The sequence below is a fragment of the Ramlibacter sp. genome (assembly GCF_028292805.1).
Classification (GTDB): Bacteria; Pseudomonadota; Gammaproteobacteria; order Burkholderiales; family Burkholderiaceae_C; genus Ramlibacter.
This window is the reverse complement of record NZ_JAQGLS010000228.1, coordinates 1-6,657: the sequence shown is the minus strand read 5'-3', so window position 1 is coordinate 6,657 and position 6,657 is coordinate 1. Positions and strand designations below refer to the sequence as shown.

The window sequence follows — 6,657 nt, the reverse complement described above, 5'->3', positions numbered from 1 at the left end:
CTGCGGCACATCGTCGACGCGTTCCGGCACCGGCACGACGAAACCTCGGGCTTCGGCCACGACCTCACCGGCTTCGAGGACGGCACCGAAAACCCCAAGGGCGAGCAGGCGGTGGAGGCGGCGATCGCGCACGGCCTGGGCGACGCCCTGGACGGCTCCAGCTACGTGGCGGTGCAGCAGTGGGTGCACGACCTCGACGCCTTTGAAGAGCTGGCCGGGCAGGAGCGCGACTTCCACATCGGCCGCCGGCTGGACGACAACGAAGAGCTGGACGACGCGCCGCAGACCGCCCACGTCAAGCGTACGGCGCAGGAAAGCTTCGACCCCGAAGCCTTCGTGCTGCGCCGCTCGATGCCGTGGCTGCACGGGCTGCAGGCCGGGCTGATGTTCGTCGCCTTCGGCCGCTCGCACCAGGCCTTCGAGCAGCAGCTGCGCCGGATGGCGGGGCTGGACGACGGCATCACCGACGCCATGTTCAAGATCTCCAGGCCGGTCACCGGGGCCTACTTCTGGTGCCCGCCGATGCGGGCTGGCCGGCTCGACTTGCGCCGGCTCGGGCTCGGCGTCGCCTGAGTGGGCGAGACGTTCCGGCTCTGGCTCGACCTGATCCGGTGGAATCGGCCGGCCGGCTGGCTGCTGCTGCTGTGGCCCTCGCTGGGCGCGCTGTGGGTGGCGGCGGGCGAATTTCCAGGCTGGCACCTGGTGGCGGTGTTCACGCTGGGCACGATCCTGATGCGCAGCGCCGGCTGCTGCGTCAACGACGTGGCCGACCGCGAGTTCGACCGCCACGTCAAGCGCACCGCGCAGCGGCCGGTGACCACCGGCAAGGTCTCGGTGCGCGCGGCGCTGGCGCTGGGCGCCGGGCTGGCACTGCTGGCCTTCCTGCTGGTGCTGACCACCAACCGGGTGACGGTCGCCTGGTCGTTCGCCGCGCTCGCGGTCACCATCGCCTATCCCTATGCCAAGCGCTACGTGGCCATGCCGCAGGCGGTGCTCGGCGTGGCCTTCAGCTTCGGTATCCCGATGGCGTTCGCTGCCGTGCAGGCGCAGGTGCCGCCGCTCGCCTGGCTGCTGCTGCTGGGCAACCTGTTCTGGGTGCTGGCCTACGACACCGAGTACGCCATGGTGGATCGCGACGACGATCTGCTGATCGGCATCCGGACCTCGGCCATCACGCTGGGGCGGTGGGACGTCGCGGTGGTGATGGGCTGCTACACAGTGGCATTGGGGGTCTGGGGCTGGGCGTTGGCGCCACGCCTGCCACAGTGGGTGTTCGCGGCCACCTCGGCCGCGGCGGTAGCGCAGGCAGCCTGGCACTACCTGCTGATCCGGGATCGCCAGCGCGAAGGGTGCTTCCGCGCGTTTCGGCTGAACCATTGGTTTGGCTTCACGCTGTTCGCAGGAACGGTAATCGGCTATCGGCTGAGCTAGAGAGCGGACCCGGGGCCTACTGGCCGTGTCGGCCTTGTCCTATGACATGGAGCAGCGGGAAACCGCCTACTTGAAGTTCGCACCCCGAGTGCGCCAACTGTCAAGCGATCGGAGACTCCATGAAACTGACCCTGTCCCGCACCCTCATCCTCGCCGCTGCCGTATCGGCCGGCGGCATTGCCCAGGCGCAGACGCGCGCCGCCGAAACCACCAACCTGCCGCAGCGCGCCGGCGAAGCCAGCACCATGACTGGTGGCGCGCCCAACGCCAAGACCACCAACACCACCACCACGGACAAGAAGACGTCCAAGGCGGACCGCAAGGCCGCCACCAAGGCCGGCAACGCCGGCAGGGCCAAGGCCAACGAAACCAGCAACATCCCGCAGCGCGCCGGCGAAGCCAGCACCATGACGGGCGGCGCCCCCAACGCCAAGACGACGAACTGATGGCGCAGCCGCGGCGTCGCCGCGGTGCAGGAATCGAAAGGCCGGCGCCCCAGGGCGCCGGCTTTTTGCCGTGCTCCCCGGCCGGCGGGCCGCCCTCCGGGGGCTATGCTCTCGCGACACGCCAGAGGATCCCATGAGACGCTTCATCTGCGGCTGCCTGCTGCCGCTGCTCGCCGCATTGCTGGCGACCGCGGCTCGCGCGCAGGCGTGCGAGCCGCGCTTTGCCGGGTCGCCGCAGTTCGTGGTGCAGGATTGCAGCTTTCGCAACCCGCCCAATCCGGAGCTGACGCCGCACCGCTCGAGCTGGGACATCTGGTCGCGCTTCCTGCTGGAGAGCAAGCAGGGAACCGTGCCGGTCGATGCCATCCCGGTACGACGGCTGGACCGTGCCGCGCTGGCGGCGCTGGAGCCGGCGGCCAACCACATCATCCGGCTGGGCCACTCGTCGCACCTGCTCAAGCTGCGCGGCAAGTGGTGGCTGATCGACCCGGTGTTCGGCGAGCGGGTGTCGCCGGTGGCGTGGGCCGGCCCGAAGCGCTTTCACGCGCCGCCGCTGGCGCTGCAAGACGTTCCGCCCATCGAAGGCATGGTGCTGTCGCACGACCACTACGACCACCTTGACGGGCCGACGATCGAGGCGCTCAAGGACCGGGTGCAGCGCTACTTCGTGCCGCTGGGCGTGGGCCAGCGGCTGCGCGACTGGGGCGTGCCGGCCGACCGCATCGAGGAGTTCGACTGGTGGCAGCAGCGCAAGTGGGGCGAGGTGACCGTGACGGCGGCGCCGGCGCAGCACTTTTCCGGCCGCACCTTGTGGGACCGCAACCGCACGCTGTGGGCTTCATGGTCGCTGCAAAGCGGCAACGAGCGCATCTTCTACAGCGGCGACACCGGTTACTTCCCGGGCTTCCAGGAAATCGGCGCGCGCCTGGGCAACATCGACATCGCGCTGGTCGAAAACGGCGCCTACGACAGCTACTGGCCGACGGTGCACCTGACACCCGAGGAAACCGTGCAGGCGTTCGAAGAACTGGGCGCGCGCGTGCTGTACCTGGTGCACAACAGCACCTTCGACCTGGCGTTCCACGGCTGGCGCGATCCGCTCGAGCGCGTGGCGGCGCTGGCGCAGCAGCGCGGCATCACCCTGGCCACGCCCGAAATCGGCGAGGTGCTCACGCTGGGCCAGCCGCGCGAGAACCGGCGCTGGTGGGAGGGGTTGCGGTAGCGGGCCGGGCCTACTTGCCGAACTCGTCGCCGAGCTGCGTTGCCCGCGTGGCGGCCGCATGCAGCGCCTTGACGAACGACGCCTTGACCCCGTCGGCCTCCATCGATGTCAGCGCCGCGCAGGTCGTGCCGCCCTTGGACGTGACGCGTTCGCGCAGCAGCGCCAGCGGCTCCTCGGACGCGTGCGCCAGTTCGGCGGCGCCGGCGAAGGTGGCGACCGCCAGCCGGCGCGCCTGCTCCCGCGACAGCCCCAATTGCGCGCCGGCCTGTTCCATCGCCTCCAGGAAATAGAACACATAGGCCGGGCCCGACCCCGACAGCGCGGTGACGGCATCGAGTTGCTCTTCCCGCTCCACCCACAGGTGCTCGCCGGTGGTGGCGATCACGTCCTCGACCCGCTTGCGGTCGCCGGCGCCGACGGCGGGGCGCGCGAACAACGCGGTCATCCCCTTGCCAACCAGCGCCGGGGTGTTCGGCATGGAGCGCACGATGCGCTCGATGCCCAGCCAGGCCGCCATGCTGTCGGAGCGGATGCCGGCCGCTACGCTCAGCTGCAGCGCCTGCTGCACGTGCGGCCGCGCTTGCGCCGCCGCGTCCTTGAAGGTTTGCGGCTTGACCGCCCAGACCACCAGCGAGGCGCTGGCCAGGGCCGGCCCCGCCTGCTGCTGCGCCTGCACGCCGAAGTTCGTCGCCAGCCGTTGCCGCGCCTGCTCGAACGGTTCCACCACGGCGACCTGGGCCGGCGGCAGCCCTTGCCGGATCAGCCCGCCGATGATGGCGCTGGCCATGTTGCCGCCGCCGATGAAGGCGATGCGCGATGTGGTGTCTGTCATGGTGCGTCCTGGTCCAGGTACTCGAAGGCCGCGAACTGCGTGACCTGCAAGGGGTTGAAGTTGTCGTCGCTCACCACCACCAGGGTGCGGCGGCCGCTTGCCGATGGCGGGCCCCAGGCCATACCTTCGGTGTTGTCGGTGCGCGAGAGCCCCAGGCCAGCGAAGTCGGCCACCGGCCGCTTGGCCAGCGGGCGCAAGGCCCCCGGCTGCAGTGTCGCCAGGGCCAGGGTGTCGGTGCCGTCCCGGGTGTCCACCTCGTACAGCCGCAGCGAAGTGCCCACGCCGATGGCGTAGGAGCGCTCCAGCACCAGCATGCGGTGCGCATCGATCATCAGGATCTCGGGCACGCCGTTCTCCGCGTTGCCGCCCGGCACCAGCGGTGGGCGCGGGATCGCGTCGGGGACATAGGCGCGCTGGCGCACGGCGCGGCCCGTGGCGAGGTCGAAGGCCGTGAAGCGGCAAGGACCGCCCGCTGCGCCGACCGTGGGCTGCGGGCCGTCCTGTTGCAGTGGCGCTTCCATGGCGACCCAGGCGATGCGCCCGTCCGGCGTCAGGGCCAGGCCCTCGAAGCTGTGGTTCAGGCGCGGTCCGGTGCCAGGCTGCGGCGGAAACTGCAGCACGGCCGGCACGTCGAACGAGCGCACGTGGCTGCCGTCCAGCCGCGATTCGGTCAGGGCCGGCTGCAGCTTCAGCCGCGCATCGCCTTCGCTGGTCCACAGCAGGCCGCGGCCGTCGGGCAACAGGCGCAGCCCTTCGGGGTCCACCACGTCGCCGCCGACGCGCCGGGACGGGTAGGGCTGGCCGCTGGCCTGCCGCAGAGCCACCACGTCGAGCAACTCGACGTGCAGCCGGTCGGTGCCGATGGCGATCCGCAAGGTGTAGAAGCGCGCCGGCTGCAACTTGGAGCGGTCGTCGCTCAAGGCCACCCAGAGCCCGGAAACGGGGTCGAAGTCCAGCGCCGAGAGACCGCCGACCGTGGTGCCCTTGAACCGCATCCGATGCGGCAAGGTGGCCTCGCCCAGCAGTCGCAGCCGCTGCGCGCCGACGGCGGTGCCCGCCGTGCCGCAGCCGAGCAGCGCCGCCGCGCAGGCGGCCGCGCCGCCCCGCAACAGGGCCCGGCGCGAGACGGAAGCGGTGGTCGGGGTTCGCATCGAAGGCGAGTCTAGTTGCAAGCCGCCACATGCGTTACCCTGCCGCCCCATGAAATACGTTCTCGCCCTGGACCAGGGCACGACCAGTTCACGCGCCATCGTCTTCGACCGGGCCGGCAGCGTCGTGGCCGCGGCGCAGCGCGAATTGCGCCAGATCTTCCCGCAGCCCGGCTGGGTCGAGCACGACCCGCGCGAGATCTGGGCAACGCAGCACGCGGTCGCCCTCGAGGCGATGAAGAATGCCGGCGAGGGCACCTCAAGGCCCGCCGACTTCGCTGCCATCGCCATCACCAACCAGCGCGAAACCACCGTGCTGTGGGACCGCGAATCGGGCCAGCCGGTGGCCAATGCCATCGTCTGGCAAGACCGGCGTACCGCGTCCCGCTGCGACGAACTGCGCGCCCAGGGCCACGCGGCGCGCATCCAGAAGAAAACCGGACTGGTGATCGACGCCTACTTCTCCGGCACCAAGCTCGAGTGGCTGCTGGACAACGTGCCGGGCGCGCGCGAGCGGGCCGAGCGCGGCGAACTGGCCTTCGGCACCGTCGACAGCTGGCTGGTCTGGAACCTCACCGGCGGTCGGGTGCACGCCACCGACGCCGGCAACGCCTCGCGCACCATGCTGTTCAACCTGCGCACCATGGACTGGGACGACGAGCTGCTGGCGGTGTTGCGGATCCCGCGCGGCGTGCTGCCGCGGGTGGTGCCGTCCAGCGGCGTGGTCGCCGACAGCGAAGCGTCGCTGCTGGGCGGCGCCCTGCCAATCGCCGGCATCACCGGCGACCAGCAGGCCGCCACCTTCGGCCAGGCCTGCTTTGCCCCAGGCATGGCCAAGAACACCTACGGCACCGGCTGCTTCATGCTGATGAACACCGGCGCCGCGCCGGTGGCGAGCCGCAACCGCTTGCTGACGACGGTGGGCTGGCAGGGCCCGCCCGGCGCCCACCGTACCGCCTACTGCCTGGAGGGCAGCGTCTTCATGGCCGGTGCCACGGTGCAATGGCTGCGCGACGGCCTGCAGATCATCCAGTCGGCACCGGAAGTCGAATCGCTGGCGGCACAGGTCGACGACACCGGGGATGTGTACCTGGTGCCGGCCTTTGCCGGCCTCGGCACACCCGACTGGGATGGCTACGCCCGCGGCACGCTGGTGGGCATGACCCGCGGCACCTCGCGCAGCCACATCGCCCGCGCCGCGCTGGAGGCGATCGCCCTGCAATCGGCCGACGTCTTCGCCGCCATGTCGCGCGACGCGCGGATTCCCTTGCGCGAGTTGCGCGTGGACGGCGGCGCTTCGCGCAACAATCTGCTCATGCAGATGCAAGCGGATTTCCTCGGGGTGCCGGTGGTGCGGCCCCAGGTCACGGAAACCACTGCCCTGGGCGCGGCCTACCTCGCGGGGCTGGCGACCGGCTTCTGGCGCGACGCCGACGAGATCGCGGCGCAGTGGCAGGTTGACCGGCGGTTCGAGCCGAGGCTGGCGCAGCCGCAGCGCGAATCCAAGCTGGCGCGCTGGCGGGAAGCGGTCGAACGCTCGCGCGGCTGGGCGCAGCCTTGACGCAGGCCGCGAGCGAA

General features: G+C 70.9%; 7 protein-coding genes. 5 read left to right on the top strand and 2 right to left on the bottom strand.

The genetic code is table 11. The features are described 5' to 3' along the window. The 4 genes from JWP65_RS14460 to JWP65_RS14445 form a co-directional block, all read left to right on the top strand. On the top strand, positions 1-573 hold a 573-nt coding region (locus tag JWP65_RS14460), incomplete at its 5' end, for a Dyp-type peroxidase (protein ID WP_299764910.1). Continuing rightward, positions 574-1,431 (top strand): 4-hydroxybenzoate octaprenyltransferase, encoded by an 858-nt coding sequence (gene ubiA / locus JWP65_RS14455; RefSeq protein WP_299764908.1) that lies wholly within the window; start codon positions 574-576, stop codon positions 1,429-1,431. A gap of 119 nt (positions 1,432-1,550) precedes the next feature. Beyond that, positions 1,551-1,877 (top strand): hypothetical protein, encoded by a 327-nt coding sequence (locus JWP65_RS14450; RefSeq protein WP_299764905.1) that lies wholly within the window; start codon positions 1,551-1,553, stop codon positions 1,875-1,877. A gap of 133 nt (positions 1,878-2,010) precedes the next feature. Beyond that, a complete protein-coding gene (locus JWP65_RS14445) occupies positions 2,011-3,099 on the top strand; it encodes an MBL fold metallo-hydrolase (RefSeq protein ID WP_299764903.1) in 1,089 nt (362 codons plus the stop codon). A gap of 10 nt (positions 3,100-3,109) precedes the next feature. Here the strand turns inward: JWP65_RS14445 and proC are convergent, their stop codons facing one another. After that, positions 3,110-3,931 (bottom strand): pyrroline-5-carboxylate reductase, encoded by an 822-nt coding sequence (gene proC / locus JWP65_RS14440; protein WP_299764901.1) that lies wholly within the window; start codon positions 3,929-3,931, stop codon positions 3,110-3,112. Continuing rightward, positions 3,928-5,082 (bottom strand): esterase-like activity of phytase family protein, encoded by a 1,155-nt coding sequence (locus JWP65_RS14435; protein WP_299764899.1) that lies wholly within the window; start codon positions 5,080-5,082, stop codon positions 3,928-3,930. The genes proC and JWP65_RS14435 overlap by 4 nt, the downstream gene beginning before the upstream one ends. A 49-nt stretch (positions 5,083-5,131) precedes the next feature. Here JWP65_RS14435 and glpK point away from each other — a divergent pair, with 49 nt between their 5' ends. Beyond that, a complete protein-coding gene (gene glpK, locus JWP65_RS14430) occupies positions 5,132-6,640 on the top strand; it encodes a glycerol kinase GlpK (protein ID WP_299764897.1) in 1,509 nt (502 codons plus the stop codon). The last annotated feature ends 17 nt before the right edge of the window (positions 6,641-6,657 follow it).